At 40.7% G+C, this 24174-nt stretch carries 27 protein-coding genes; 17 read left to right on the top strand and 10 right to left on the bottom strand.

Annotated elements, in window-relative coordinates; translation table 11 throughout:
• The first annotated feature begins 93 nt into the window (after positions 1-93).
• Positions 94-2985: an aminomethyl-transferring glycine dehydrogenase gene (gcvP, locus tag J8Z25_RS12255; RefSeq protein ID WP_178927305.1), complete on the top strand. Its 2892-nt coding sequence runs from the start codon at positions 94-96 to the stop codon at positions 2983-2985.
• A 483-nt stretch (positions 2986-3468) separates the two neighbouring features.
• Here gcvP and J8Z25_RS12250 read toward each other — a convergent pair whose 3' ends face one another.
• The 3 genes from J8Z25_RS12250 to J8Z25_RS12240 all read right to left on the bottom strand — a co-directional run bounded on the left by J8Z25_RS12250 (position 3469) and on the right by J8Z25_RS12240 (position 5822).
• Positions 3469-3750, bottom strand: a complete 282-nt coding sequence (locus J8Z25_RS12250) for a hypothetical protein (protein WP_250661126.1) — start codon at positions 3748-3750, stop codon at positions 3469-3471.
• A 28-nt stretch (positions 3751-3778) separates the two neighbouring features.
• Positions 3779-4678 carry an IS5 family transposase gene (locus J8Z25_RS12245; protein WP_250661049.1) on the bottom strand — a complete coding sequence of 300 codons (900 nt, stop codon included), beginning with the start codon at positions 4676-4678 and terminating at the stop codon, positions 3779-3781.
• Positions 4679-4874: 196 nt separating this feature from the next.
• The gene (locus tag J8Z25_RS12240) at positions 4875-5822 is read right to left on the bottom strand and encodes an IS30 family transposase (RefSeq protein WP_074989424.1); all 948 of its coding nucleotides are present in this window, start codon (positions 5820-5822) and stop codon (positions 4875-4877) included.
• Positions 5823-6590: 768 nt separating this feature from the next.
• On the opposite strand from J8Z25_RS12240, the gene J8Z25_RS12235 reads away from it, so the two are divergent.
• Both J8Z25_RS12235 and J8Z25_RS12230 read left to right on the top strand, forming a co-directional pair.
• Positions 6591-7490: an IS5 family transposase gene (locus J8Z25_RS12235; RefSeq protein ID WP_250661049.1), complete on the top strand. Its 900-nt coding sequence runs from the start codon at positions 6591-6593 to the stop codon at positions 7488-7490.
• 96 nt (positions 7491-7586) lie between these two features.
• Positions 7587-8486: a GGDEF domain-containing protein gene (locus J8Z25_RS12230; protein WP_250661125.1), complete on the top strand. Its 900-nt coding sequence runs from the start codon at positions 7587-7589 to the stop codon at positions 8484-8486.
• A gap of 23 nt (positions 8487-8509) precedes the next feature.
• Here J8Z25_RS12230 and J8Z25_RS12225 read toward each other — a convergent pair whose 3' ends face one another.
• Positions 8510-9658, bottom strand: coding sequence for a PA0049 C-terminal domain-containing protein (locus J8Z25_RS12225; RefSeq protein WP_178927277.1), 1149 nt, complete (start codon positions 9656-9658; stop codon positions 8510-8512).
• Positions 9659-9921: 263 nt separating this feature from the next.
• Here J8Z25_RS12225 and J8Z25_RS12220 point away from each other — a divergent pair, with 263 nt between their 5' ends.
• The 3 genes from J8Z25_RS12220 to J8Z25_RS12210 are packed head-to-tail and all read left to right on the top strand — an operon-like array spanning position 9922 to position 11536.
• Positions 9922-10776, top strand: coding sequence for an alpha/beta hydrolase (locus J8Z25_RS12220; protein WP_250661124.1), 855 nt, complete (start codon positions 9922-9924; stop codon positions 10774-10776).
• Entirely contained in the window at positions 10773-11330 is a 558-nt protein-coding gene (locus J8Z25_RS12215) for a DUF2975 domain-containing protein (protein WP_130050893.1), read from the top strand. The genes J8Z25_RS12220 and J8Z25_RS12215 overlap by 4 nt, the downstream gene beginning before the upstream one ends.
• Complete coding sequence (locus tag J8Z25_RS12210; protein WP_130050894.1) at positions 11330-11536, top strand: helix-turn-helix domain-containing protein; 207 nt, start codon at positions 11330-11332, stop codon at positions 11534-11536. The genes J8Z25_RS12215 and J8Z25_RS12210 overlap by 1 nt, the downstream gene beginning before the upstream one ends.
• Here J8Z25_RS12210 and J8Z25_RS12205 read toward each other — a convergent pair.
• Positions 11533-12303, bottom strand: coding sequence for an AraC family transcriptional regulator (locus J8Z25_RS12205; protein ID WP_178927276.1), 771 nt, complete (start codon positions 12301-12303; stop codon positions 11533-11535). The genes J8Z25_RS12210 and J8Z25_RS12205 overlap by 4 nt on opposite strands.
• Positions 12304-12459: 156 nt before the next feature.
• Here J8Z25_RS12205 and J8Z25_RS12200 point away from each other — a divergent pair, with 156 nt between their 5' ends.
• Entirely contained in the window at positions 12460-12708 is a 249-nt protein-coding gene (locus J8Z25_RS12200) for a hypothetical protein (RefSeq protein WP_130050896.1), read from the top strand.
• Positions 12709-12753: 45 nt separating this feature from the next.
• Here the strand turns inward: J8Z25_RS12200 and J8Z25_RS12195 are convergent, their stop codons facing one another.
• Positions 12754-13404 (bottom strand): tellurite resistance TerB family protein, encoded by a 651-nt coding sequence (locus J8Z25_RS12195; protein ID WP_250661123.1) that lies wholly within the window; start codon positions 13402-13404, stop codon positions 12754-12756.
• A 182-nt stretch (positions 13405-13586) separates the two neighbouring features.
• Between J8Z25_RS12195 and J8Z25_RS12190 the strand changes: the two genes are divergently transcribed.
• The 5 genes from J8Z25_RS12190 (at position 13587) to corA (ending at position 17338) form a co-directional block, all read left to right on the top strand.
• Positions 13587-13970 carry a hypothetical protein gene (locus J8Z25_RS12190; RefSeq protein WP_167658053.1) on the top strand — a complete coding sequence of 128 codons (384 nt, stop codon included), beginning with the start codon at positions 13587-13589 and terminating at the stop codon, positions 13968-13970.
• Between the two features lie 174 nt (positions 13971-14144).
• Entirely contained in the window at positions 14145-14357 is a 213-nt protein-coding gene (locus tag J8Z25_RS12185; RefSeq protein WP_130050899.1) for a helix-turn-helix domain-containing protein, read from the top strand.
• Positions 14358-14388: 31 nt separating this feature from the next.
• On the top strand, positions 14389-15003 hold the full coding sequence (locus J8Z25_RS12180) for a hypothetical protein (protein ID WP_250661122.1): 615 nt from the start codon (positions 14389-14391) through the stop codon (positions 15001-15003).
• Positions 15004-15030: 27 nt separating this feature from the next.
• A complete protein-coding gene (locus J8Z25_RS12175; RefSeq protein ID WP_250661121.1) occupies positions 15031-16260 on the top strand; it encodes a serine hydrolase domain-containing protein in 1230 nt (409 codons plus the stop codon).
• Positions 16261-16381: 121 nt separating this feature from the next.
• The gene (gene corA / locus J8Z25_RS12170; protein WP_250661120.1) at positions 16382-17338 is read left to right on the top strand and encodes a magnesium/cobalt transporter CorA; all 957 of its coding nucleotides are present in this window, start codon (positions 16382-16384) and stop codon (positions 17336-17338) included.
• A gap of 223 nt (positions 17339-17561) precedes the next feature.
• Here the strand turns inward: corA and dps are convergent, their stop codons facing one another.
• The 3 genes from dps to J8Z25_RS12155 all read right to left on the bottom strand — a co-directional run bounded on the left by dps (position 17562) and on the right by J8Z25_RS12155 (position 19823).
• Positions 17562-18080, bottom strand: a complete 519-nt coding sequence (gene dps / locus J8Z25_RS12165) for a DNA starvation/stationary phase protection protein Dps (protein ID WP_130050903.1) — start codon at positions 18078-18080, stop codon at positions 17562-17564.
• Positions 18081-18313: 233 nt separating this feature from the next.
• On the bottom strand, positions 18314-18733 hold the full coding sequence (locus tag J8Z25_RS12160; protein ID WP_130050904.1) for a CBS domain-containing protein: 420 nt from the start codon (positions 18731-18733) through the stop codon (positions 18314-18316).
• A 79-nt stretch (positions 18734-18812) separates the two neighbouring features.
• Positions 18813-19823, bottom strand: a complete 1011-nt coding sequence (locus J8Z25_RS12155; RefSeq protein WP_130050905.1) for a substrate-binding domain-containing protein — start codon at positions 19821-19823, stop codon at positions 18813-18815.
• Positions 19824-19990: 167 nt separating this feature from the next.
• Between J8Z25_RS12155 and J8Z25_RS12150 the strand changes: the two genes are divergently transcribed.
• The 3 genes from J8Z25_RS12150 (at position 19991) to J8Z25_RS12140 (ending at position 22011) form a co-directional block, all read left to right on the top strand.
• Complete coding sequence (locus J8Z25_RS12150; protein ID WP_250661119.1) at positions 19991-20794, top strand: LytR/AlgR family response regulator transcription factor; 804 nt, start codon at positions 19991-19993, stop codon at positions 20792-20794.
• A gap of 82 nt (positions 20795-20876) precedes the next feature.
• The gene (locus J8Z25_RS12145) at positions 20877-21398 is read left to right on the top strand and encodes a cytochrome b (protein WP_167658049.1); all 522 of its coding nucleotides are present in this window, start codon (positions 20877-20879) and stop codon (positions 21396-21398) included.
• A 103-nt stretch (positions 21399-21501) separates the two neighbouring features.
• Positions 21502-22011, top strand: coding sequence for a penicillin-insensitive murein endopeptidase (locus tag J8Z25_RS12140; RefSeq protein WP_233786752.1), 510 nt, complete (start codon positions 21502-21504; stop codon positions 22009-22011).
• Between the two features lie 109 nt (positions 22012-22120).
• Here J8Z25_RS12140 and J8Z25_RS12135 read toward each other — a convergent pair whose 3' ends face one another.
• Positions 22121-22711, bottom strand: a complete 591-nt coding sequence (locus J8Z25_RS12135; RefSeq protein ID WP_130050908.1) for a LysE family translocator — start codon at positions 22709-22711, stop codon at positions 22121-22123.
• A gap of 99 nt (positions 22712-22810) precedes the next feature.
• Between J8Z25_RS12135 and J8Z25_RS12130 the strand changes: the two genes are divergently transcribed.
• Positions 22811-23260, top strand: coding sequence for an Lrp/AsnC family transcriptional regulator (locus J8Z25_RS12130; protein ID WP_250661118.1), 450 nt, complete (start codon positions 22811-22813; stop codon positions 23258-23260).
• A gap of 98 nt (positions 23261-23358) precedes the next feature.
• The gene (locus J8Z25_RS12125) at positions 23359-24168 is read left to right on the top strand and encodes a hypothetical protein (protein WP_250661117.1); all 810 of its coding nucleotides are present in this window, start codon (positions 23359-23361) and stop codon (positions 24166-24168) included.
• Positions 24169-24174: the final 6 nt, after the last annotated feature.

The following is a 24174-nucleotide window of genomic DNA, read 5'->3' as shown; positions in this document are numbered from 1 at the left end:
CGCTGTAAGTTACTGAATCAACCTGTTTTTAAGTTATTGCCAGTTACCCATTGGCAGTAACCACTTTTTTTTGGATCATAGGAATCTGGACAAATGTCAAACGCCAAATCTCTTGAACAATTAGAGCAAAAGCAAGATTTTATTCGCCGTCACATTGGGCCAAGCCCAGCGCAAGTAAGCGACATGCTGAGCGCTCTTGGAGTATCGAGTGTTGAAGAGCTGATCGGTCAAACGGTACCTGCAAGCATTCGCTTAGAGCAAGGTTTATCAATTGGCGAAAGCCGCACTGAAGTTGAAACACTAAGCTACTTAAAATCAGTAGCAAGCAAAAATAAAGTGTTCAAATCATACATCGGTCAAGGCTACCACCCAACTCACGTACCACACGTAATTTTACGTAACGTACTTGAGAACCCAGGCTGGTACACTGCGTATACACCATACCAACCAGAGATTGCACAAGGTCGTTTAGAATCATTATTAAACTTCCAGACTATGACCCTAGACCTAACTGGTCTTGATTTAGCAAGCGCGTCATTACTTGACGAGTCAACGGCTGCTGCAGAAGCAATGGGTCTTGCAAAGCGTGTTGCTAAAGCTAAAAAAGCTAACATCTTCTTCATTGCTGATGACGTACATACACAAACAATCGACGTTGTTGCTACACGTGCAGACCAGTTTGGTTTTGAAGTGGTTGTTGGTCCTGCAAGCGAAGCGGCTAATCATGAGATTTTTGGTGCATTATTCCAATACCCATCAACAACCGGTGAAATCACTGACGTAACTGACCTAATCGCACAAGTACAAGACAAAAAAGCGATTGCCTGTGTTGCTGCAGACATTATGAGCTTATTAATGCTTAAAGCACCAGGTAAACTAGGTGCAGACGTAGTACTTGGTTCAGCACAGCGTTTTGGTGTACCTATGGGTTACGGTGGTCCACACGCTGCATTCTTCGCAACACGCGACAAGTACAAGCGTTCACTACCAGGTCGTATTATCGGTGTTTCTAAAGACCGTTTAGGTAACGACGCACTACGTATGGCAATGCAAACACGTGAACAACACATTCGTCGTGAAAAAGCCAACTCGAACATCTGTACAGCGCAAGTATTACTAGCGAACATGGCAGCGTTCTACGCGGTTTACCACGGTCCACAAGGCCTGAAAACGATTGCTGAGCGTATTCACCGTTTTGCAGACATCTTAGCAGCAGGCTTAAAAGCAAAAGGCGTAAACCTTAAGCACGACACATGGTTCGATACACTGACTGTTGTTGCAGATAACAAAGACGAAATCGTTGCACGAGCAGTAGCAAACGGCGTTAACTTTGCGTCTAACCGTGCAGGTGAATACTCAATTTCTGTATCAGAAACAACAACCCGTGCAGACGTAGCTGAGCTATTCGACATCATCTTAGGTGAAGGTCACGGCCTAAGCGTTGACGCACTGGCAAACGAAATCGAAGTAAACGGCAGCAACTCTATTCCTGCAAGCCTAGTACGCGATGACGAAATTTTAACGCACCCTAACTTCAACTCGTACCACAGCGAGACTGAAATGTTGCGTTACATCAAGCGCCTAGAGAACAAAGACTTAGCGCTTAACCACTCAATGATCTCATTAGGTTCATGTACCATGAAACTTAATGCGACAGCTGAGATGATCCCTATCACTTGGCCTGAGTTTGCAAACTTACACCCATTCTGCCCACTTGATCAGGCAGCGGGTTACCAAATCATGATGACTGAGCTACATGATTGGTTAGTAAACATCACAGGTTACGATGCAGTTTCACTACAACCTAACTCAGGTGCACAAGGTGAATATGCAGGCTTAATCGCAATTCGTAAATACCACGAGTCACGCGGTGAAGGTCACCGTAACGTATGTTTGATCCCAAGTTCAGCGCACGGTACAAACCCAGCGTCTGCACAAATGGCAAGCATGAAAATCGTGGTTGTTGACTGTGATAAAAACGGTAACGTTGATATGGCAGACCTTAAAGCGAAAGCCGAAGAGGTATCTGAAAACCTATCTTGTATCATGATCACTTACCCATCTACACACGGTGTTTACGAAGAAACAATTCGTGAAATCTGTGACATCGTGCACCAGCACGGCGGTCAAGTGTACATGGACGGCGCAAACATGAACGCGCAAGTTGGTGTTACAAGCCCAGGTTCAATCGGTTCTGACGTATCGCACCTTAACCTACACAAAACATTCTGTATTCCACACGGTGGTGGTGGTCCAGGTGTTGGCCCTATCGGTGTTAAATCTCACCTAGCGCCATTTATGCCTAACCACAGCGTAATTAATGTTGCTGGCACAAACATCGGCAACGGTGCGGTTTCTGCTGCTCCTTACGGCTCAGCAGCTATTTTACCAATCTCGTGGGCATACATTGCTATGATGGGCTCTGAAGGCTTAAAACAAGCAACAGAAATGGCTATCGTGAACGCTAACTACTTATCTGAGAAGCTAAGCGAGCACTACCCAATTTTATACCGTGGCCGTAACAACCGCGTTGCGCACGAGTGTATTGTTGACCTACGCCCAATCAAAGAGCAAACAGGCGTTACAGAAATGGACGTAGCTAAACGTCTACAAGACTACGGTTTCCATTCACCAACTATGTCATTCCCAGTAGCTGGCACACTAATGATTGAGCCAACTGAGTCTGAGTCTAAAGTTGAGATCGACCGTTTCATCGAAGCAATGGTGTCAATCAAGTCAGAGATCGACCGTATCGCATCTGGCGAATGGTCAATTGAAAACAACCCGCTAGTGTTTGCACCGCACACACAAGCAGACGTACTAGGCAATGAGTGGGATCGTGCATACGACCGTTTCTACGCTGCATTCCCAGTACCAAGCGTAGCAAAAGACAAATTCTGGCCTACAGTAACCCGTATCGATGACGTATACGGCGACCGTAACCTAGTTTGTTCATGCCCAGCGGTTGAGACATACCGTGACTAAGGTTTGATTAAATTCAAATGCCAAAAAGCCGTTGCAGCAATGTAGCGGCTTTTTTGTGTTTTGGATAAAGTTAGTGAGTTAGAAAGGGGAAAGAGTAAAGGGGGAAGGGAGCTATCAGCTTTCAGCCGTGAGCTGTCAGATTAAAAATACAAGTTAGCGAGTCGAGTTGCTAGGGGAAAGAGTAAAGAAGCTTGATCAGCTTTAAGCTATAAGGTTTAAGTAAGATTGTGCTTGAACATAGACAAGGCTAAACCCGATACCCTAGGCGTGAAATTTATTTCACGCGACTAAGTTAGAGTAAAGTCAAAAAACAAGAACTGTCTAAAACTAGTAAAATGAGATATTGAAGTTAATAAGTTATAGTTTTAAAGGATGTTGGTAATTGTGATACCCTAGCGTGTGAGCTGCACCTGGCAGCAAAAGTACCTATAAATAAATACAGGATGACAGTACACAACTACCAACAGACCTATAATAATATGATTAATAAGGACTCCGCAATTCTTTTTTCATAAGAACTTGAGCTAAATTATTATCTTGCCAAGTAAAAAACCATTCTCTTCCTTTTATAAAATTAAGAATTTCCTCATCCGAATTTTCAAATTTCACTTCACGGCAAAGTTCATTAAATAGCTTTACTTTGAAAGAGTTGGAAAAATATGGACAGCTTAGTGAGTCAAAAGCTAAGCATGTTAACTCTGTATCAATACAAATATCGGTAGATGATGAAAGTAGTTGTAAAATATAACTGGCCTTGTTGATCAAATACAGCTCTCTAACAAACTCACTTAACTTACTGATATTTAGGCAGACCAAGGGTGTTGATCTTATTTAGCGCCTTCACTTTGATCATCGCTTCAACCAGCTGGCGATTGTAATCACGCGCATTTAGCTTAGCCCCCATCAACTGTTTAAAACGGTACATCGCTGTTTCTGCTAATGAGCGCACATGATATCCACTGAGCTTTTTCCATTGTGCGATTCCTAACTTATTGCACAACATGACAGCCTCATTGCGTGGATGCTTATCAGTCCACAGCCGTGCATTCTCTCTCGGCGGGATAGCAGGTATCGCGCCTTTTTCAGTAATTTCTGCATAGCAGCGGCGGCTATCATAAGCACCATCAGCGCTCACTCTATCTATACGCCGGCGTAATGGTCTTATCAAATCTTGGAGGGTCTCGCCGTCGGTGACGTTACTGAGCGTCATTTGCGCCCCCACAATATCATGCGTGTTGGCATCCACCGCAAGGTGCAGTTTTCGCCACTTTTTTCTTGCCTTTACGTGGTGCTTCTGTGCATGCCATTCACCTTCGCCAAACACCTTAAGTCCTGTGCTATCAACTACAATATCTACAAATCCAGTGGTGCGGACTTTACTGCGAAATTTAATATTCAACTCAGCACTGCGCTTACACAGACAACTGTAGGTTGGGGCTTCAAGCGGAAGCTTCATCAAAGATAATACCGATTGTGTGAACCCTTGTAGTGCCCTGAACGACAAGCCAAAGACAGCTTTGAGTGTTAAGCAAGTTTCAATAGCAAGATCAGAGAAATGATTAGAGCGGCCACGCCCACCGTGAGTACATTCGTTATACCAATGACGCGTTGCTTTTTCGTCAAACCAGAAGCGAATATTACCGCGGTTAACGAGGGCTTGATTATAGTGAGACCAGTTTGTGATTTTGCTCATTGTTGTTGCACGGGCTAGTAGGATATAGATGATCTGATCACAGGCTGGCAAGATAGTTCAAACTTTTAGGAAACAACGCCAATATAACTCTCAATAAAATTAGTTAATTCTGGTTTACTATTTCTAATAAACGCAATCAGCACCATAATTTGAAAGTAACCCGCGAATTCAAGTCCGAAGTGCACCACTCGCTAAATTAGGCTGCTTTGCGTAATTCATCGAATATTACCGCTGGTTGCCTAAACCCTAGACATTTTCTCGGCCTCGCATTGAGCGCCTTTTCTATGTGCGCAATTTGCTTATCTGTCACCGTTCGTAAATCAGTGCCTTTGCGAATATATTGACGCAACAAGCCATTAAAGTTCTCATTTAACCCTCTTTCCCATGATGAGTAGGGGTTAGCAAAGTAGATGTCGGTTTTTAGCTTGTCTGAAACATGCTCATGTTCACAAAACTCACTCCCGTTGTCTGCGGTTATCGTATGAACATGGCGTCGATAGCGCCACAGCATACCTATCATTGCTCTGCTCACTTGCGCTGCACTTTTTGCTGGCACTTTGCGTATCAGGTAAAACTTACTTGTACGCTCGACTAAACTAACGATTGCTCCCGTACCATGCTTGCCAAGTACTGTATCCGCTTCCCAATCACCAAATCGTGTCTTAGTGTCAACAATCGCAGGTCTATGTTCAATGCCAACACGATTTGGGATGATGACACGTTTGCTTCGGCTGCCTTTACGATAACGTCTGTGCCCTTGTCGCAGATGTTTGTATAGCTTGCCACCACTCAATTTATCTTTTTGAATATAGCCATAAATCCATTCATGACTCACAGGATGCCCGATAATTTTGCTTACACCCGCAACCTGCTCAGGGCTCCATTTTTGCTCCAATCCAAACTCAACGAACGCAATTGTAAGTGCTGGCATGGAATACTTGGCAGCTAGATGTTTTCGTTTACATGCCTTTGAATGTGCAACCTCAGGCAAGTAATGACTTCGAGTACTATTGCGCCTAACTTCACGACTTATAGTGCTGTGGCTCACTTTTAGCCTTTTCCCTATCTCTCGATAGCTAAAACCCTCGCGTAAGTAGGCCTCAATCTGGTATCTTTGCCCTTCGATCAACTGCTTGTAACTCATGGTATCTACTCTTGTTTTTTGGCGATTACAGAGTACCACCAACAGGCAGTTGATCTCTTCTCACCGTTTAACCATGAGTGGTGCACTTATTATCTGAATTCGGGTTATGCTTTTTAATCATTTTCAAAGCTTTAAGCATATGAGGTCTGTTACTTTTTAGTAACTCCTGATAATAGTTGTCGAGCTTTCTTAGTTGATGGCGTGTTGTAATTAAAGGGTAATTGTAATATATGCCAGACTTAAGCTTTGTTCTATCTATATCACCAATTATATATTGGTTTGCAGTCAGAAATTTAATTCTAGACTCTAGAAGTTCGAAGGTTCTTGTTCTGTTGTATGAGCGAAATGATTTATTTATTCTGGCCTTTATTTTTTTTATCTTTTTGTCGCTAATTTGGACTTTTACACAGCGAGGTTTATCATTGTTAGGCTTTGTTTCAAAGTGAATTTTGTAACCGAGGTAGTCTATATGCTCAAATTCGTTTTTTATATCGTTTGAATTGAAAATATAAGTTTTTTCATTGAATTCTAAATTTAAATCTAATTTATTTAAGATGTTGCTTGCCTCATCGAAAATTAATTTAGGATTTTTTGTGCAAAATATAATTATGTCATCAACAAACCTAGCATAATAATATATACCTTTTACTTTTCTTATTTTTGAATCAAAGTTTCTTAGGCCTAACTCGGCGTTGTTTCCTAAAAGTTTGAACTATCTTGCCAGCCTGTGATCAGATCATCTATATCCTACTAGCCCGTGCAACAACAATGAGCAAAATCACAAACTGGTCTCACTATAATCAAGCCCTCGTTAACCGCGGTAATATTCGCTTCTGGTTTGACGAAAAAGCAACGCGTCATTGGTATAACGAATGTACTCACGGTGGGCGTGGCCGCTCTAATCATTTCTCTGATCTTGCTATTGAAACTTGCTTAACACTCAAAGCTGTCTTTGGCTTGTCGTTCAGGGCACTACAAGGGTTCACACAATCGGTATTATCTTTGATGAAGCTTCCGCTTGAAGCCCCAACCTACAGTTGTCTGTGTAAGCGCAGTGCTGAGTTGAATATTAAATTTCGCAGTAAAGTCCGCACCACTGGATTTGTAGATATTGTAGTTGATAGCACAGGACTTAAGGTGTTTGGCGAAGGTGAATGGCATGCACAGAAGCACCACGTAAAGGCAAGAAAAAAGTGGCGAAAACTGCACCTTGCGGTGGATGCCAACACGCATGATATTGTGGGGGCGCAAATGACGCTCAGTAACGTCACCGACGGCGAGACCCTCCAAGATTTGATAAGACCATTACGCCGGCGTATAGATAGAGTGAGCGCTGATGGTGCTTATGATAGCCGCCGCTGCTATGCAGAAATTACTGAAAAAGGCGCGATACCTGCTATCCCGCCGAGAGAGAATGCACGGCTGTGGACTGATAAGCATCCACGCAATGAGGCTGTCATGTTGTGCAATAAGTTAGGAATCGCACAATGGAAAAAGCTCAGTGGATATCATGTGCGCTCATTAGCAGAAACAGCGATGTACCGTTTTAAACAGTTGATGGGGGCTAAGCTAAATGCGCGTGATTACAATCGCCAGCTGGTTGAAGCGATGATCAAAGTGAAGGCGCTAAATAAGATCAACACCCTTGGTCTGCCTAAATATCAGTAAGTTAAGTGAGTTTGTTAGAGAGCTGTATTTGATCAACAAGGCCTGTTTAAATATAAAGATCATTTAACCAGAGTATTTGGTGATAATCGTAGCGTAATGGGTGCTTCCCAACATAATCGGCGTCTTTACTTAGGAGTTAATGACCAAAAGGGTAACTTGTTATTTGTACTTTCTATTAAATCGCGTGAGCGTACTTACGATCGAAGTTTGTTTGATAGCTCTTTAATCACTGGGTTATTTATTTCTGGCTCAGTGTTTATTTTGTTTTATTTATATATAAATCAACAGGTTTTGAAACCACTTAGAAAGCTTTATACATTAGTAAATTCAGCAATAAGCAATAACGATTTTAGTGCTAGAGACGAGTATTACGGTGATAACGAATTACACCAGCTCGGAAGGGGAATGAATGAGTTATTTACTCTGATTGAAAACCAACGTGAAGAAATATTTCTTCGCCATGAGAAGTTAAACCATATCAGTAATACAGACTCAATGACGGAGCTTGCTAATCGTAGGGCTCTAGATAAACAATTTGCAAAGCTTGCCAGTGATGCTGTATCAGCTAAACAGCCTATTTCATTGATCGTAGCTGATATCGATCACTTTAAACTTTACAATGACTTTTATGGGCATGATCAAGGTGACAAAGCGCTATGTGAGGTTGCCAATCTCCTTAAAGATAATACCAACCCAGACAATCACTTTGTTGCTCGATATGGCGGCGAAGAATTTGTAATTGTGCTCAGTAATACTGATAAGCAGGAGGCACTCAAAGTGGCAGAAACCCTGCGTAATGCTGTTGAATCAGCTCACATTACCCACCAAGGTCGCGAAGACTTAAGCTATGTTACTTTATCGATTGGCATTGCCAGTAAAGCCACTAATGAGGCGTTTGATTCAGATAGTTTATTTAAAATAGCTGATAATGCGCTATATAAAGCCAAAAAGCAGGGGCGCAATTGCTGTGTTGCTGGTGATAAAGCTCAGCTATAGTCTAATAGCTGAGCTTTATTTTTTTAAATTGCAACTAAGCTTTGCTCAAGCATTGCTTTAATTTGCTTAACAATTTTAGCTTCTGTTTCTGGCTCAAATTGTTGAATACGTGGGGTGTGAATATGCCCTGTAGGGATGTCTGAATTAAGCTCATCACGCAGGCGAATACTACGGTACGAAATTTCATTGGATAAGTAGCCGCCGCCACCGCCTTTTACCGCAATCGCACCTTCTAATTCTTTAAGTGATTTTGGCTCAAATGCTTTTTCAAGTGTAACGACTTTGTGGTTGTCGTTAATTATGAATGGCCCTTTAGCTTGTTGCATTTGCTTAACTGGTAAGCTGAATAACACAAATTCGTTACCAGGTAGTGGGCGGTCATTAAGGCTTGAAACCTTTGGGGCAGTGGCCGTGCCACCATAGATTATATTGGCGTTATCTGGCGCTGTTACACTGCGACGCTTACCTGGGAAGCGTTCAAGATCAAAGTCTTCTCTGCCCATACTGATAGTGGCGATCATATCGACATTATTAAGTGCGTAATAAGGTGCAAATAATGATTCGATGATACCTTGATCAAAGTCTTCATAGCGTACTGGCACCATCACTGTATTAATCTCAGCGCTTATGCCTTTATAATTTATAACTTGGCCATCAAGTAACAGGGCTGCGACACCTGACGGGTTGCTTTGATTAATATTTTTATCCAATAAGAAAGGATCAAAACCTGTAATCAAAATACGTTTATCGGTTTTTTTACTGTAATCAAGCTCTGTTCGGCCTCGGCTGCCATTTTCAAGCCTTGTTAATAATGCGGTTTGTTCACTGTCTGTCATTGCAAACTTTGGTTTGCTGGTGCGAATAATCTTGCTTGAAAGTAAACGTGCCCAATACAGTTCGCGGTCGTCGAAACTGTTAGTTTTAATAATGCGGGCTTTCGCATCTCGCCATAATTGCTTGGCGTAGTCATCGATAAGGTCACTCGCCTGCTGGTAACTTGTGGTAGCTTGCCACTGTTTTTCAAATTGGTTTACTTCATCAGCAAAAGCATTCAACACCTTTGGCATGGCTTTGCTGGCTTTTTCAATACGCAGTTCTTCAACGGTTAAATCGGCTGCAAATGCAGAAAATGACGAGGCGATTAAGCTGGTGGCAAGTAAAACTTTTTTCATGATAATCCTATTTAGTTACAGCACGTTTAGTAGGCTTGAGTTAACTATCCTATGGATAAAAGCCCAGCGCAAATAAAATCGCTCAATACAGAACTGGAATAAAAATTAATTAATGGAGATAGCGGTTTTGATCAAAATCATTTCTCAAAGGGAAGGCTTTTGATGTGTGAAAAAGAGTAATTAGTTATCGTTTTTCGGTAATTAATGTTTGTTTTTTAAGTTTGATAGTGCCATAGTGTTTTTTTACTAGAAGGATCGTGAACATGAAATTTGGTTCTATTGCAGTGGTTTCGCTGATTGTGGTGTTATTAACTGGTTGTACAACAATTAAAATTGAGGAGTCTCATTTTTTATACCCCGATAAAAAAATAACAATGCAGGAAATACAAAGTGTTGATGGTACTGCCATAACGCAAAAGGTAACTTTAACTACCTATGATGGCATCAGCCTTAAAGGTACCCTTATTAAAGTTGCAGATGCTCGCGCCACTGTAATTTACTTTGGTGGTAACCAGTTTCGCGTTAGTGTCGCTGGTGGAGAACCTGCCAAGCTAATTTTACCTTTTCAGGTAAATATTTTAATGATGGATCATCGTGGTTATGGGCTTAGTTCAGGAGTACCCAGCGTGGCTAATCTACAAGCTGATGCATTACAGGTGTTTGATTATGTAAAAGGCAGAGCTGACTTAAATCACTTGCCTGTTGTGATCCATGGCCATTCTTTAGGAAGTATGATCGCAGGTTATGTTGCCAGTCAGCGCAATGTTGATGCTCTGGTACTCGAAGGTAGTGTGACAAATGTTGAACAGATGACAGCAGCACGAATTCCGTGGTTTGCTAAACCGTTTGTTAGGCTTGAGTTTAGTGAAGAGATTAACCAAGTCGATAATTTAAAAGCGTTACAAGTTTACCAAGCACCGCTATTAATAATCACAGGTGAAAAAGACACACAAACTCCACCTGAGTTAGCGAGAGCTTTATATCAACACGCAAAATCTCAGCAAAAGCAGATTTACATCGCAAAGGGGAAGCATCATTCAGATGCGTTAACAGGTAAGCAATTAGCGACTCATTATGAGCAACTTTTAAAACAAATAACATTGAGTAAATCGTCATGAAAAAAATTGTTTGGATGAGTACGCTGATCCTAAGCTTGCTAGTTTTTACGCTCCTTAGTTTGTTAGTTACAAGCATTATTGTGCTTTTTAGTGACAATGATGTTTTAAGCTTTACTCAAAGTAATGGTGCGCATATGTGGATTGGTCTTGAAGTCAGCGGATCTTGGCAGGGAATAGCGCAAACATTGAGTGAGAGTGATTTTGATAGTGTTTTATGGCTTGGTCTTGTGCAATTGCTGCCATTTATTCTTATCAATATAATTTTGATTCGGTTATTTTTGCTCTACCGACGTGGGTCTTTCTTCGCTATTGAAAATATTCAATGTTTTAAATGGTTAGGTGGCGTATTATTGGCGCAATTTGCGCTAGTTGTATGCTATCCACCACTACTTATTACTCTTCTAAACTTTGCAACAGATACTGATTTGGGAAGAGTCGTGGTTATACAAGATACAGATATTATAGGTTTAGTGATGGGTTTAATTATTTATGTTATTGGTTGGATCATGGGTCAAGCACAGCAGCTACAAGAAGAGCAAGAGTTAGTGATTTAATGGCGATTATTATTGATTTAGATGTTGTGTTAGCTAAGCGAAAAATGAAGTCTGCAGAATTAGCTGAAGCGATAGGTATTACGCCACAAAACTTATCAGTTTTGAGGGCTGGACGAGCTAAAGCTGTACGCTTTACAACCTTAGATGCAATTTGTAAGCACTTAAGTTGTCAGCCAGGTGATATTCTGCGTTTTGAAGATGATTAGCGCAAAATAAGCTTTGTTTGTTTAGTTTGAGAGTCTTTTAATAACTTGCGGTATTTTGCTGGCGTGATGTGCATTATTGCTTTGAATTCTTTGATTAAATGAGGCTGATCGGTAAAGCCACAATCTAATGCAATATCTGCAAAACTCATTTCAGGGTTAACTTTAATTGCTTGTTTAGCAAGCTTTACCCGGTATATACGTTCAAAATACTTAGGGGTGACACCGCATTGCTCCTTTACTTGCCTTTCGAGCTGGCGTTGACTGAGTGGGGCAAGTTGATAAGCGGTTTCGAGTGGCGTTAACTCAATAAGGTAGCGGATTAAGTGTTTTGAGTGCCTGTTACTGTGGTTAATATTTTTATTATCAGTAAAGTGGCGGCTAATAAACGCAACAAACGCTTCTAAGCTGGCATTATCTTGTAGGCCTTCGGCAATTTCACACAGCGATTGCTCAGCAAGGAGTGGATGTGCGTTTCGCTTAAGTTCAGACAATACGGTTGGGTTAAAGCGAATTCCGCAAAACTGCGCGTCGTATGAAAATGTGACTTTGGATGCTTGAGTTGATGTTTCTTGTATTGCATAAGGGGCAGCAAGCGGCTTGTCATCCAGTAAAACCTCACCGGTAACAGGAAACACAAGCCCTGTTGCACCGTCGCAGGCAAGCCATTGTTCACCTTGAGAGTGCGCTGAGGCATACCAAATAGCTTGTATGCTATCGGCAAGATAGCCCTGTGGGGTCATTAATTCGAGCGTTAAATGGTTACTCATTAAACTTTACTGTCTCTGTCGATAGTGGAAGTATCTTCAATTGTATGCCGTTGTGTCAATTTTTAGTCCAAGTCTAAGTTGCTTTATGGGCTGTTATTCGCACCATTTTTTTAATCCTGCTATGCTACGCCCATTAGCAATCACTGAGTATTTGAGATGATTAACGATAACGATGTAATCGAAACATTAGATGAGTTAGAAACATTTTTACGCCTAGTTGAAAATGGCGGTTTAGGGCTTGAGAATGTAGCAGGTGTTGCGCTTGCAACAAATAATAGCGATGGTCGCCCATTTGTTGCAGTACTTGATGATAGACATCAGCTACTACTGGGTCGTTACGTAAGCAATGATGTGTATGAAAATGGCAAAGATATGGTGCGTTATGGCACTAAAAAACCTCATTAATCATCACTGAGGCACTAGTTAAAGTGGGGCGAAGATGCCCCATTTTTATTGGTATAGGGCAAGTTCTCTGTGAATACTTAACACCAGTTCGCTAGGAATACATAACTGACTTGCCAATGTGTCTAAGTAGTGTTTAGAAATTGCTTGGTTTAAATCAATCGCACTGGCACTGGCTGCATATACTTCAATACCCATTTGTGCGTTTGGCACAGCGTCAACTAACTCGGATAGTTGCATTGGTTTTCTCAATTCATCGAACAGCATGGCCTTTTCTTGCACAGACAATTGCATTGTCTCAACTTGTGTGAAGATTTTTTGTCTTTCCGTTTCATCAATGTGGCCATCAGCATAGGCGGCTGCAATCATAGCGCGCATTAATAATAGTTGCCCATCACAATGATTATCGTCGATTGCATCACTAAATGACTGCTCAGGCAGTGTGGCTGGAGTAAAATCAAAACCACGCGAGCTCGTTTGCTGCACAGGAGCCGCTTTTTGTTCTGAATATTGTTTATAGGCTTTCCAGGCAAGCCCACCTACAGCAGCTAGCGCACCATATTTAACGGCTTTTTTACTGTTCTTTTTACTTTTTCCGCCCATTAAACTAGTTAGCCCGCCGCCAGCAACACCCCCTAAAAAACCACTCAGCGCACCTGATTTATTTAAATTACCCACTAACTTTTGTAAGTCTTTCATTGTTCTCTCCTTGCAGATATGTGCCCAGATTAGGCGATTTGAAATTAAAAGGAAACGAGATAAATGTTACAAAACACATCAGGTAACAATTATCTGTTTTAGGTGCTAACTTTCAGCTTGCTTAAAATACACTCAATACTATAAGTTAGGATTTCTGTTTGCTTATTAATAAGGAAAAACTCATGGCAGATAATTACACTCCACCCGAAGCAAGTCTTGAAATGGTATCTGAAAATAACTCAGGGCAGGGAAAGGTAGACAATTTACCCGAGGGTATTAAAGGCTTTAGTTGGGGCGCTTTTTTGCTAAGTTGGATTTGGGCAATTGGCAACAGCACATGGATTGGTTTATTAGCCTTAGTGCCTTATGTTGGTTTTATTGTGTCGATTTATTTGGGCTTTAAAGGCCGAGAAATGGCTTGGCAGAATAAACGTTGGGATAGTGTTGAGCATTTTCAACGAGTTCAAAAACAATGGTCATTTTGGGGCGTATTGATCATTGGTGGCATATTTTTATTGGGTATTCTATCGGCAATATTAATACCTGCCATTCAGGCTAATGCCTAAATTATAAACAAAGCGAATCGGTATAAGAGTCAGTATTTACTGGCTTTTTTTATATCTGAAATTCAAACAACAGATTTAATTCCACATATGGCGATTATGTTTTTCATTCTTTATTTTATGATAATCGTAAAATAAAGTTTGACAATCATAAACCAGCTGCGTACTTTTTAGACTATGAAAATACGAATCAACCTAGATATAGAATTGGCAAAGAACAAAATGCAGCTGAAGGAGCTATCGCAGCGCATAGGTATTTCTATGACCAATTTATCATTACTTAAAAACGGAAAAGTGAAAGCGATCCGCTTTAGTACGCTAGAGGCTATTTGTGAAGAGCTCAATTGCCAACCGGGCGATATTTTGGTGTACGAACGTGATAGCGAATAACTTAACAACGCAACAGGATTTTGGAGGGCATATGTTCAACCGTGACTATTTAATACCAGGCATTGCAGCGGGGTTACTTGCTGTCATATTTCCCTTGTACTGGATTTCAGTTTTTGGTGAAACACTTGATGGCTTAGGAGAAGCACTTAAGCTTGACCTACAAAGTTTAAGCTTTTCAGACCTTATTTTTCTATTCATAGGTGCACTTGAGATATATGTGTACTTGAGCTTACGCAAGGCTCTTAAAGATATGTTTGATGTAGAAGGCGTTCGCATCTTGTTATGTGTATTAGCGGTGCTGGTATTGGCTTTTCATGCTACCGTTCTTTGTGATGTTTACCTTGCTGTTGTCGGCGATAAAGCATCGAACGACGTGATTGATAGTATTTTGGTTATTGCCATGGTGGTATCGGCTGGGAGTTTAGGCTTGTATGCGTTAGTTGGTTTAATCACAGCGGCTTTATTACTGACAAAGCGCCATGGTATTTCGTCACTACTTACGGTGTTTTCTATTCTACTGCTACTAATATGTATCCTACAGTTAACGGTGATTTTTGCTTATTTGAATTTATTTTTATTCCCTGCAGCTTTATTAATTTTAATGGTTTTCTTTATCAAAAAACCTGAACAGATCGAAGTAGTTTAGTTCGGTTTGCACAGCAAGGAGTAGGGTATGAACTGGTTTAAAACGATTTTGTTAACGCTATTTTTTTCATCTGCTTGGGCTGCGACCTGTTTGTATGGTGGTGTCAGTGGTTGGTTTTTAAAGCCAATTGCTGAGACTGGTAACACTGAGCAATTTATTGCCAACAGCCAGGCGTTGATTTCTGAAAACCAAGCGAACATAGCTTATGTTTTGATTGAAAGTGGCGAAGTGATTTTTCAAGATTACTCGAAAAGCAAAGATGAAATAACCGCAAATACGTTGTTCCCTGTGGCATCACTTAGCAAGTTTATTACTGCTTATGGCGTGATGATTTTGGCAGAGCAGCAGAAAGTTGACCTAGCTAAAGCAATACATGAACAACTAACAGCTTGGCAATTACCTGATTCAGAGTTTGATAATCAAAAGGTCAGCCTTGCTCATCTGTTATCTCATACTGCTGGGCTTAGTGATGGTTTGGGGTTTGCTGATATTCCTCTAAGTGAAACGGTACCAAGTTTACTTGAGTCGCTTGATAACCCGCTTTCATCAACGGGTGTGCGAGAAATTAAAGCCACGAAACCACCGGGCGATTTTCAATACTCTGGTGGCGGCTATCTGATGCTAGAGCTACTGGTAGAAGAAAAGACGAATCAACGCTTTGCAACTTGGATGAATGATAATGTCTTTAAGCCAGTCAACATGACTGATGCCAGTTATGATGTACTAACTGAGTTAGACAACATAGCACCTGCGTACGATAAAAGTGGGCAAGCTGCTGGGCATTTTCAATACGCATCGGCAGCGGCCACAGGTTTACTGGCAAGTAGCCATGACTTAATCGCTTTAGTGCAAGCATTAACATCACCTCAAACAGGGCAGTTAAGCCCGCAAATGATCACCACCATGCGAGAGCCATTAGGATTTAGCTTAGGAGCACCAATCTGGGGGCTTGGTACCATGCTTTACGCACCAACAGCGTCGGGAGATTTTGTGTTTGGCCACGATGGTGCAAATGAGCCGGCAATAAATAGCACGCTTCGCATTAACCCCGATAACAATGATGCAATCATCGTACTTAGCAGCGGCGGTGAACATATTGCATCAAAACTTGGTTATGAATGGACGCTTTGGCAAACGGGTTCCCCTGACTTTTTAGCCTTTGATATTGCCCTGCAAAGCGCTTTTGTACCTTGCTTAATAGGCCTTGGTATCATCTTGATAGGTATGATTATTGTGCGTTTCAAAAAAGCGAAATAAGCAATTGATGTTAGGTTTAAATTATTTTTCTGCTTTACCCGGGAATTAGTAGCATTGTCATTGTTCATTAACGTGAACAGCTATAGTATTTGCTTTAAATTGATTTATCAGGATAGGGCGCATGTTACGATTTTTTTCTATAGACCAAGGTGTAATTACAGAAACCGAACCAGCTGCTGATACGCCTCTTGTTACTTCTATTAAAAATGCCCACTGGATTGATACCATAAATCCAACAGAAGAAGAACGACAAGCACTGGCAGGCACCCTCAATATTACCTTACCCGGTGCTGATGATGTTGAAGAAATCGAGGCGTCTTCCCGGTGTTTTATCGACCATGAAGGCTTGCATGTGCATGCGCTTTTTATGTCACCAAATGAAGGGCGCTTTAATACGGTGACAGTGGCTTGTTTGTTACAAGACAACTGTTTGCTGACAATCCGTGATGATGAATTAGCCGATTTTCGTTTATTACGACTTCGTGCTCGAAAAGGGCAAGTGGCGTGTGATAATCCCAAGCAACTTTTAGTAACTTTGTTTGACCAAAAAGTCGAAAACCACGCAGATATGCTTGAAGACATGCACCATCAATTAGAAAAACTCAGTGCTTATGTACTTGAAGAAGACGACTCAGATTTAGAAGAAGCCGTCAGCCGAATCTCTCGTCTTGAAGATAACAACGGCAAGGTGCGTTTATGTTTGATGGATACGCGTCGGAATATCTCGTTTTTACTGCGCTACTTAGGAGCACCAACAGAAGACCGCGAATCACTGCGTGAAATTGTGCTCGATATTGATACCCTTATGTCTCACTGTACCTTCTTGTTTGATAAAGTGAACTTTTTAATGGACTCGACTCAGGGTTTTATTAACATCGAACAAAACCAAATTATCAAAACCTTCTCAATTGCCTCTGTGGTGTTTCTACCGCCGACCGTCGTCGCCAGTATCTATGGGATGAATTTTAACAGCATGCCAGAACTGCAATGGGCATGGGGTTACCCGTTTGCAATTGGCATTATGTTGCTGTCTGGCTTTGCACCATATTTGTTCTTTAAATATAAAGGTTGGTTGTAATACCAACCCGCAGTAATACTTAATCATTTTGAGGGATTAAACCTGTCGCTAACTGCGTTAAAAATTTCTCATTTAGAACAACTAAATAACGAAATTTTTGCCTTGTTATCAACGAGGTTTAATTGCCTCAAAATAGACTACTTAATTAAGCGGGTTGGTATAACAAAGTATAAAAAAGCCCAGCAAATGCTGGGCAAGGGGTCTTCGGATAGACCTAGGGGGTTTAGCCTTTCAATTCGCCAGTAGACGATTCAATGTGCGCACGAACAAACCATTGGAATTGTTCTAAATCGGCCAGTTGGCCGGTGATCATATCTTCAGAAACTGGGTCTAGCTCACCAAGCTTTTCGATAGCTGCACGGTGGTCTTTATTGACGCCGTTGTATACTTTATCAAGTGAAGATAGATGGTCAGTCACTAAACCTTTACCAATTGAATAGTCTTCCCATGTACGGCGATCTACAATTGATTGTGGTGTGCCAACAGGTACGCCACCCATAGTTGCAATACGCTCTGCAATCGTATCAGTCATCTCTTGGACTGCGCTTACTTGCGGGTCGAGCATTTCGTGTACACCAATAAAATTAGGTCCAACAACATTCCAGTGAATGTGTTTTAAAGTGAGGTGTAAATCGATTAAAGCGACCATACGCTGGTCTAAAATAGCAATTGTGTCAGCTGCAGCTTGGTCTTTAACACCCGGTGCTGTAAATTCTGCGACTTTTGATGATGAATTACTCATTACTCCTCCGAGATTATCTATTAATTTCCTTTCGCTTTTAGTTTTAAAAGCATGTTTAGTTAGATAGAAGCAAACGTTATGCCTAAAAGAGATTTGTGGTTAAGTTGTTGAATTTATTTGGTTAGATTTTTTTTGTGTTTTGTTGCAGTAGCTATGGCTAAGGTGGAGTATGAAAACTCTGCACACCGAATGTAAAAAATTCAGTGTGCAGTTATAAGTTTAAATTTAACGGCTTAAGAGAGTAATGCTGCTGCTAAGCGAACAAAGTCAGATGAGGTTAGAATTCCCACTAAGTTGTTATCTTTATCAACTACAGGCATGCAGCCGTGGCGATTTTCGACAAAGAACTTAGCGACGTCATGCAACGGTTGCTCTGGCGAGATACTGGTAAAATCGGTAGCCATGATATCAACTACTTTGGTTTGTTTTTCTTTTCGTTCAAGGGCGCTGGCGCTGTAATTAGCCATGATATTCATTACCTGAGCAATCATGATTTTTTGCGTTAACATGCCAACTAAACCACCGTGCTCATTGATCACTGGGATATGACGGACATTCTTCTCTTTCATTAGGTTATGAGCGTCATGCAGGGTATTTTGTGCACTAATAGCAAACGGGTCTGGCGTCATCAAATCACTAACTAGGTGTGTCATTGCTAAATCCTTTCAATTAATCAAGTTGTTGTAAGTCTAGTCCTTATCTAGTTAATTGCACTTTAGTGAGATCAAAGTTTTAGTGATTAACGGTGCAAGTGCCAGCATTACTTTGCTGGCAATAGTGAAAGTCTAAATAATAGTGAGACTTAGCGGGTCGCTCACCTTTAGTTAGGTACTGATACATCAATTCAGCAGACAGACGGCCCATTTCAAATGGGTTTTGACCAATGTTAGCCGATGATAATCCTTGCTTTAATATGTCTAATTGCATTTGCTCTGTATCGGCAGAAACGATCACTACCTCTTGATTAGCAATGCGCTGTTTATGTTTAGCAATTACGTTTGCATAGTTAGGGTTAAATTGGGCAAAACCTGCTACAGCTAAAAATAGTGGTGGATTTTCGAGGTTAAGAAGTTTGTCGAGCTGGCCGAGGGATACCTCTCGCTTGCCTAAGCTATACAAAGGACATCGATCAAACTCACTCCAGCCATTTTCACCGCTTAAACGTTTATCTTTTTGCCCTGATAATGCATAGCGCACACCTTCAATACGCTTGTTTAAATTAGGTGTCGTTGAATGCCCTGACTGAATACACACTTGGTTGGTTGTTTTGTTAGTAAATTTTTTTAATTCGTTGCCTAACGCAACACCATAATCAAAATTATTAGTACCTACATAGGCTAAACGATATTGCTGATCTTCTTCGAGCAGATCAGAGTCAAAAGTAATTACAGGAATGTTGTTATCTTTAAGCTGTTTAAGGGCTCTTGCAACAAGATAATTAGAGTCTGTGGTTGCGATTAATAAACCACTAATATTGTTTCTACGAATGAGGTCGGTGATCACTAACACTTGGGTGCGAATATCTTGAAAGTCTTTAGGGCCGTCGTAAATACATTCAAAATCGAGATGTTGTTTTGCAAATTGCTCACACCCTTTAAAGGCTTGCTGATAAAAGCTATCGTTCTTGGTTTTACCCACAACAGCCACCACATATTTGGCCTGAATTGGCAGAGCAAAAAGCCAAAAACAGGCGCACAAAAACACCCAGTTTAATTTAAAATTTAATAATACTTTTAAAGACATAGCACTACATATTGCAATTTTATTATAAGCTCGAACTAATTATAGTGGCCTAGCTTGAATTTACCAGAGAGCTTTTGTATGAACTAACAAGCTTTAACATATAATTAAAAAGCCTTTATAAGGAAGTACTTATTTTTGCTATCTTTTATGATTCAAATGGAGTGGCTATGATTATTTATAAATACTGGCAGCAATTAACAAAACTTTGGCAAAAAGCGGCTTTTTTATGGGGGGCTTTTTTTATTTTATTTAATGTATATTGCTTTTTTTGGCGCCATTTAACTGCAGGAGGCCAATATCAGTTTATGGACTCACAGGTTTTTTGGTTCAAAGAGTGGGGGGCTTTATGTGCTTTAAATATTGCATTGGTGGCTTTTGTTGATTTAAAAGGCAGAGTCCGTAATAACGTATTTGTTTTTATTATCGCGTGCACAGTTGCTATTTGTTCATTGGTGATCTTACGTATTTTTATTGATTACTCTTTTTATGGTTATGCAATTGCAGCGTCATTTATCCAGCTTTTACCAAAGTACTTAATAGCGTGTTGCTTAGTTTTGGCGTTGTGGCGATTATGCAGCATGTCGTTTTTGCCACAAGCGAAGCAAGATAAGCCAGAGAAAGGTCCACCTAAGTATATTGAAATAAACCACAAAGGGGTTGTTAAGAGACTTTCTCCAGAATCAATATTATTTATTAAAGCTGCAGGCAACTATGTCGAAATACAAACATTATCTGAATGCTTTTTAAAAAGAGATACCATCAAAAACAGCCAAGCTCACTTGCCTTGCTATGAATTCAAGCAAGTGCATCGCAGCTACCTTGTAAACTTAGCCCACATTGAAGATTTTAATCTTCATAAAGCAAATGCAACTTTACAGATGAAACTAGGGTTTAGCATTCCTGTTAGCAAAACTTTTAAGCCTGCTCTAGCAAATGTATTAAGTGAGTCGAGTGCATTCGTCACAGAATGATGGCTTTCGTCACAATCTTATTTAAAACAAAAGCTTAATCTTTACTATTAAGTCATGAATATAGTTTTTAAGGATAAAGTTCATGACAAAAAAGACACAGAAAACACATAAGATTTTGCACTGGCTAAGTGCGATATTAATTCTGAGCGTACTTGTGTTGGGTTACTACATGACCTGGGTGACTGATTACAGCTTGTATCATTGGCATAAATCAATCGCGGTGATCATTGCTATCATCTGGTTATTAAGGATAGTTTATAGGCTCTATCAGCCGTTTCAATCTGCCATACAAACGAGCTTAACTAAGTGGCTGCATTTTTATCATTGGGGCTTGCTAATCTTGCTAGCTGTAATGTTACTGTCAGGTGCTTTTTATAGTGGTTTTGGCGGTTTTGGTATTGCTGTTTTTTCGTGGCAATTAATTGCTAGTAATTACAATGAAACGGGTCAGGCCGTTGCGTTTAATGCTTGGTTAAGCGATTTTGGCTGGCAAATTCATATTTTATCTGGCTATTTGTTATCAGCGGCCCTTTCAATCCATATTTTAGCGGCGCTTAAGCATCATTTCATAGATAAAGACGCGACCTTAAAGAGTATGCTTTAAGCGTTTATTTTAATTTGGTTTCGACCGTTATTTTTTGCCGCATAAACGTGTTTAGTTGTAGTCTTACTAATTAGCTCTCAGTCGGCTATGGCTAACAGTTTATGTGGTTACTGCCAATGGCTATGTACGTAATGCAGTAAAACTGCCAAGCAATGGCGATAACTTTACCAGTTACAGCAAAGTGGCTGAGCTGGTAGGGCGTACGTATGTTCATTCGCAGGTAAAAAACATCATTGTTGATGCTTACCAAACGCTCCAGAAATCCCATTCAGATAAACGATACAAATACGCTGAAACGGGCTTAGAAAATGGCAGTAAACTTAACTCGCACAAGACCCATCAAAATGGTTTGTCTATTGATTTTATGACATCTGTTGTTAACGAAAAGGGGCAATCCGTTCATTTGCCAACTCTCGTTTTCAATCGTTTTGGCTACGACATTGAATTTTATGAACAAGGCCAGTTTGAACAGTTTAAGGTTGATTACACCGCTTTAGCAGCTCATATTGTTGAGCTGCATACATCGGCAACAGCAAAAGGTTACGATCTTTGGCGGGTGACCTTTGACCCAACCCTGCAAGGCTTTATAAAACCAAGTATGCAGATGATTTAAAAAGCACATCCAGTTTTCGACTAGACCATCTTGGGTACGACATGATGAGCATTACCATGTTGATTTTTTGGTGCCATGTGAAAAATAAGCCAAGCAAAGCTTGCCCAAATCAAAACAAACTAAACATCACTGAAGCGATTAATAGTATTGCCATTAGGTAGTTAAATGCTTTCAAGCGCTTTGGGCTGGCAAGCAAATGTTGAAGCTTTTCGCCAAGTAAAGTCCATGAGCTGACGCATGGCAGGTTAATTAAGCCAAATACAAGGCTTACTATTAACACTGAGGTGAGGTTTTTGTCTGGGGCATACAAACTAACCGCGCTTAACGCCATTGCCCACGCTTTTGGGTTCACCCATTGAAATAGTGCAGCCTGAATAAAAGTAAGTGGCTTACTTTCACTACTGGCTTTTTGTTGTGCATTACTTGTGGCAATTTTAAACGCCAGATAGAGTAAGTAAGCAATGCAAAATACTTTTAATATCAAATAGCTTGGTGGAAACAAATCAAATAGCTGCATGATGCCAAGGCCCACCAAAACCAGCATAAACATAAAGCCAAACGTCACGCCAAGTAAGTGTGGCATGGTTCTTTTAAAGCCAAAGTTAGCACCTGAGCTCATCAACATTAAGTTATTCGGTCCTGGGGTAATTGATGACACCAACGCAAATAATGCCAAGGCTGTTAAAATTTCAAAACTCATTACTATTTCTCCATTTAAATTATGATGCAATTATAAGTTGTAATATGCACAATTATTGCGCTTAATGTTGTTATTGATATTTGAAATTCACAATCAAGAATGAAAAAAGACAAAATTAACGATAGAATATTGCGCGAGCTTAAGCGCAATGGCCGAATTGCCAATGCAGAGCTGGCAGAAAAAGTGGGTTTATCGCCATCAGCATGCCTTCGTAGAGTGCAAGAATTAGAAAAGCTTGGGGTTATTGCGGGGTATCGAGCGGTTATTAATAATCAGGCTGTTGGCCTAGGATTTATCGCTTATGTTGGGGTTGGTTTAAATGAGCACTCAACAATATCTCAGCGAGCATTCGAACAAGCTCTTGAGTTTATTGATGAAGTAAAAGAGTGCCACAATGTAACTGGCTCGTTTGAATATTTGCTGAGAATTGAAACAACAGATCTTAAGTCCTATAAAGCGTTTCATGCTGATGTACTTGGCTCTATCCCACAAGTAAGAACCATTACAACTCATGTCGTGATGGAATCACCCAAGGATGAACGCGCTTAATATAGAGTTTGTACCTTTTTTTGTTATTAATTTATTGCGAGCTACCAGGCCTTAGTCTAGAATCTTCGCGTTAAAAGAATAATATATAAGGAAATTAAGTGAAAACGTTAAAGCCTCTTTTGGCGTTTATAGCTTTAGGTTTATTAGCTGGCTGTCAATCTACAACCGAAACAGGTGTATCGATGGCCCGCTTTGAGAGCCCCGAGATCAACAGTGACCCCTTTCATTTTCGTGCAACCGTTGGTACTGATACAAGCAAGATTATTGCTAAAGATACCAGTGAGAGCACATCAACGAGTACCGCGTTAACTACTTCGATGAGTATGACCATAGGTTATTCGACGGAGCTTACCCTAGGTGCAGGTATTGGCGGCGATCATGATTATGAAAAATACGCTATTAAGCATCAGTTTTATGGCAGCCCTTTAGAGTCTGCCGCCGAGAAAAACCTCTCTATGGCGGTTAGCCTTGGCTATATTCGCAGTAAAGATGCGGGGTATGGTCCACTATTAGCGGGTAATTATGATGACGATACCTATGATTGGGATTTGTCGCACGATACTTATGATATTGCACTTATTTCAGGTTACCGTTTAAGTTCAAAAGCCTTGTTATATGGCAGTGTCTTTTATCAAAAAGGCTCTATCGATGTTGATTATACGCAGATGTATTATCTTGCCAGCGAAGAAGGGGCTATGTTAACTCGAGCATGTAGTGATACGCCAGAGCAATGCCTTGATTTTAGCGCTGATTACGACGGCCACAATGCCGGTGTCAGCATTGCTCTTGAGTATGCATTCACACATTGGTTCGCCATTACAGGTGAGGCGGTCTATAAATCGATGAATTGGTTTGATCGTAGTGAAAGTGAGACTGCAGCAAATGTAAACTTTGAATTTAGGTTCTAGGTTCGG

The organism is Pseudoalteromonas sp. SCSIO 43101 (assembly GCF_023650775.1).
Classification (GTDB): Bacteria; Pseudomonadota; Gammaproteobacteria; order Enterobacterales; family Alteromonadaceae; genus Pseudoalteromonas; species Pseudoalteromonas apostichopi.
Note: the sequence above shows the minus strand (reverse complement) of the source record. Positions and strands in the feature narration are given on the sequence as shown.

What these genes read in the sequence shown, in the direction of transcription:
- gcvP (WP_178927305.1), top strand. Translation starts at nt 94, where the DNA reads ATGTCAAACGCCAAATCTCTTGAACAATTAGAGCAAAAGCAAGATTTT.
- J8Z25_RS12245 (WP_250661049.1), bottom strand. Translation starts at nt 4,678, where the DNA reads ATGAGCAAAATCACAAACTGGTCTCACTATAATCAAGCCCTCGTTAAC.
- J8Z25_RS12240 (WP_074989424.1), bottom strand. Translation starts at nt 5,822, where the DNA reads ATGAGTTACAAGCAGTTGATCGAAGGGCAAAGATACCAGATTGAGGCC.
- J8Z25_RS12235 (WP_250661049.1), top strand. Translation starts at nt 6,591, where the DNA reads ATGAGCAAAATCACAAACTGGTCTCACTATAATCAAGCCCTCGTTAAC.
- J8Z25_RS12230 (WP_250661125.1), top strand. Translation starts at nt 7,587, where the DNA reads ATGGGTGCTTCCCAACATAATCGGCGTCTTTACTTAGGAGTTAATGAC.
- J8Z25_RS12225 (WP_178927277.1), bottom strand. Translation starts at nt 9,658, where the DNA reads ATGAAAAAAGTTTTACTTGCCACCAGCTTAATCGCCTCGTCATTTTCT.
- J8Z25_RS12220 (WP_250661124.1), top strand. Translation starts at nt 9,922, where the DNA reads ATGAAATTTGGTTCTATTGCAGTGGTTTCGCTGATTGTGGTGTTATTA.
- J8Z25_RS12215 (WP_130050893.1), top strand. Translation starts at nt 10,773, where the DNA reads ATGAAAAAAATTGTTTGGATGAGTACGCTGATCCTAAGCTTGCTAGTT.
- J8Z25_RS12210 (WP_130050894.1), top strand. Translation starts at nt 11,330, where the DNA reads ATGGCGATTATTATTGATTTAGATGTTGTGTTAGCTAAGCGAAAAATG.
- J8Z25_RS12205 (WP_178927276.1), bottom strand. Translation starts at nt 12,303, where the DNA reads ATGAGTAACCATTTAACGCTCGAATTAATGACCCCACAGGGCTATCTT.
- J8Z25_RS12200 (WP_130050896.1), top strand. Translation starts at nt 12,460, where the DNA reads ATGATTAACGATAACGATGTAATCGAAACATTAGATGAGTTAGAAACA.
- J8Z25_RS12195 (WP_250661123.1), bottom strand. Translation starts at nt 13,404, where the DNA reads ATGAAAGACTTACAAAAGTTAGTGGGTAATTTAAATAAATCAGGTGCG.
- J8Z25_RS12190 (WP_167658053.1), top strand. Translation starts at nt 13,587, where the DNA reads ATGGCAGATAATTACACTCCACCCGAAGCAAGTCTTGAAATGGTATCT.
- J8Z25_RS12185 (WP_130050899.1), top strand. Translation starts at nt 14,145, where the DNA reads ATGAAAATACGAATCAACCTAGATATAGAATTGGCAAAGAACAAAATG.
- J8Z25_RS12180 (WP_250661122.1), top strand. Translation starts at nt 14,389, where the DNA reads ATGTTCAACCGTGACTATTTAATACCAGGCATTGCAGCGGGGTTACTT.
- J8Z25_RS12175 (WP_250661121.1), top strand. Translation starts at nt 15,031, where the DNA reads ATGAACTGGTTTAAAACGATTTTGTTAACGCTATTTTTTTCATCTGCT.
- corA (WP_250661120.1), top strand. Translation starts at nt 16,382, where the DNA reads ATGTTACGATTTTTTTCTATAGACCAAGGTGTAATTACAGAAACCGAA.
- dps (WP_130050903.1), bottom strand. Translation starts at nt 18,080, where the DNA reads ATGAGTAATTCATCATCAAAAGTCGCAGAATTTACAGCACCGGGTGTT.
- J8Z25_RS12160 (WP_130050904.1), bottom strand. Translation starts at nt 18,733, where the DNA reads ATGACACACCTAGTTAGTGATTTGATGACGCCAGACCCGTTTGCTATT.
- J8Z25_RS12155 (WP_130050905.1), bottom strand. Translation starts at nt 19,823, where the DNA reads ATGTCTTTAAAAGTATTATTAAATTTTAAATTAAACTGGGTGTTTTTG.
- J8Z25_RS12150 (WP_250661119.1), top strand. Translation starts at nt 19,991, where the DNA reads ATGATTATTTATAAATACTGGCAGCAATTAACAAAACTTTGGCAAAAA.
- J8Z25_RS12145 (WP_167658049.1), top strand. Translation starts at nt 20,877, where the DNA reads ATGACAAAAAAGACACAGAAAACACATAAGATTTTGCACTGGCTAAGT.
- J8Z25_RS12135 (WP_130050908.1), bottom strand. Translation starts at nt 22,711, where the DNA reads ATGAGTTTTGAAATTTTAACAGCCTTGGCATTATTTGCGTTGGTGTCA.
- J8Z25_RS12130 (WP_250661118.1), top strand. Translation starts at nt 22,811, where the DNA reads ATGAAAAAAGACAAAATTAACGATAGAATATTGCGCGAGCTTAAGCGC.